Origin of the sequence: Bartonella sp. AP57NXGY, from assembly GCF_042195805.1 — a bacterium.
In the GTDB taxonomy this organism is placed as follows: domain Bacteria; phylum Pseudomonadota; class Alphaproteobacteria; order Rhizobiales; family Rhizobiaceae; genus Bartonella.
The window spans coordinates 1-1,674 of sequence record NZ_JBHIOZ010000110.1 but is presented as its reverse complement, the minus strand read 5'-3'; the positions used below and the strand labels follow the sequence as shown (position 1 = coordinate 1,674).

2 protein-coding genes are annotated in these 1,674 nt (G+C 43.7%); one reads left to right on the top strand and one right to left on the bottom strand.

The annotated features are described in order from the left end of the window. Positions 1-35: 35 nt before the first annotated feature. Positions 36-1,118 (top strand): 5-(carboxyamino)imidazole ribonucleotide synthase, encoded by a 1,083-nt coding sequence (locus ACFIL8_RS07995; RefSeq protein WP_375689371.1) that lies wholly within the window; start codon positions 36-38, stop codon positions 1,116-1,118. A 197-nt stretch (positions 1,119-1,315) separates the two neighbouring features. Here ACFIL8_RS07995 and ACFIL8_RS07990 read toward each other — a convergent pair whose 3' ends face one another. Continuing rightward, positions 1,316-1,525, bottom strand: a complete 210-nt coding sequence (locus tag ACFIL8_RS07990; protein WP_375681369.1) for a hypothetical protein — start codon at positions 1,523-1,525, stop codon at positions 1,316-1,318. Positions 1,526-1,674 lie beyond the last annotated feature (149 nt).

The following is a 1,674-nucleotide window of genomic DNA, read 5'->3' as shown; positions in this document are numbered from 1 at the left end:
CCAACACCACCTCGTCCAACACCACTCCCTTCACCATGTTACCTCCAGGCAGCGTCATTGGTTTAATCGGGGGGGGACAATTAGCGCGGATGCTCGCCATAGCGGCCGCAGAATTAGGATTTCGAACCGTTATTTTTTGCCCTGAAGCCGATTGCCCAGCCGCTCAAACAGCAAACAACCATATTGTTTCCGCCTATGACGATATATCAGCTTTAGATCATTTTATTTCTCAGTGTGATGTTGTCAGCTATGAATTTGAAAATCTTTCGCTTCAAACGGTTCAATATGTAGAAAAGAGTAAGCCTGTTTATCCTTCTTCCAAAGCATTAGAGATCACGCAAGATCGACTTTTTGAGAAGCAATTTTTGCGTGATCAAGGGATTGGCACCGCGTTATGGCACGCTGTTGACAATTCTTCTTCTCTTCTTTCCGCTCTTGATACCTTAGGCGGACGTGGTCTTTTAAAGACGCGTCGTTTTGGTTATGACGGAAAAAACCAGATCAAGCTTGATCACCCAGATGAACAAACCCTTGACGAAGCCTTAAGGACTTTTCAGGAACAGCCTTGTATTTTAGAAGAAATAGTCCCTTTTTTATCGGAAATTTCGGTTCTTTCGGCACGTACAAAACAAGGAGAACATATTTTTTATGACTGCCCTGAAAATCAACACAAAAATGGAATTCTTCATAAATCCTTTGTTCCATCACATATTCCACTTGACGTGCAAAAAGCAGCTCAAGAAATCAGTGTAACAGTCATGGATGCCCTCGATTATGTTGGTGTTCTTTGTATTGAACTTTTTGTCTTAACGAATGGTCATCTTTTAGTGAATGAATTAGCACCGCGTGTCCATAATTCTGGTCATTGGACACAAAAGGCATGCATAACTTCACAATTTGAACAGCATATCCGTGCTATTTGCGGACTTCCCTTAGGCAGTCCCTATCGCCATAGCGATTGCCAAATGACCAATCTTCTTGGTAACAATTTTAGCACGTTAAAATATTTTCTGAAGCAAGAGCGCACCTCGATCCATTTATATGGCAAAAGCACTGTTCACCCCAACCGAAAAATGGGGCATATCATCCAATTACTGGGACCAGCCAACAAATCTTAAGCCCACATATATACAAATACTTTTTCACACTTTTCCCCCAAATGAACTGAAAAAACAACCTCTCCCCCCACACCGATATCCATCGGCTTCAAAAGCGCCCCTAACCTTTTAATTCTCCCCTGAAAGGGCGTGAAGCCCTCCTACAAGCTCCTTCTCTCTTAAAAACATCACCTCTTCCCCCTCCAAACCGCTTCATCCTACACGAACATCTCATCCGCCCTCAAAAACAACCTCTCCCCCACACACCGATATCCAAGCAGTACAACAAGCGCTCCCAACCCTTCAACTCCACCCCCTAGCTCTTCTCCCCTTCCTTTTCTCAAAAATATCCCCCCACGGCTCAAAACAATCCACCAACCCCCAACTTCACTACCCCTCCACCTCCCACAGCATAAATATTCCCCCATAACATACGCAGCCCCTTCATTTTTCTTTTAATGCCAATCTTTAAGCCTTTAATTGCAACCTTTAGAGGATAAACTTACCTCTTGCGGCCTATAGAGAGCATTCTAACAATGCGTTCTCATTGCCTCTAGTCTCCCTTCTTGTGTTCATT